This is a genomic window from Bradyrhizobium sp. UBA2491 (genome assembly GCF_002341725.1).
GTDB lineage: Bacteria > Pseudomonadota > Alphaproteobacteria > Rhizobiales > Xanthobacteraceae > Bradyrhizobium.
Genome location: NZ_DDOP01000084.1, coordinates 4,993 through 5,330 on the forward strand (window position 1 = coordinate 4,993; position 338 = coordinate 5,330).

Consider the following 338-nt stretch of genomic DNA (forward strand, 5'->3'; position numbering starts at 1 on the left):
GCGCTCGGCGAGCCGGTCGAGCGCCGCCCAGACCTGAGCGTGGGTCAGCGGTCGGGCGGCTTTGGACTGTTTGGCCATCGAGGTGTCCCGGATGGTAGGAATTATTGCCTCAAACCTGGGGTTTTCGCAAATCTGCCGTCTGGTGTGTCCCGGCACCGCTTGAGTTGCGCCGCCGCCGCCGATACGGTCCCTCGCTCGCCATATGGCGTCTGGGGCCTTTCCCCTCAAATCCGGATAAAACCTCAAGAGACTCAAGGACAAAAGGGAACGCCGGCCCGTGCCTATGATCTACAAAATCACCCCCGCTTCGGCCTGGCGCGAGGCCGAGCGGCAGGGCG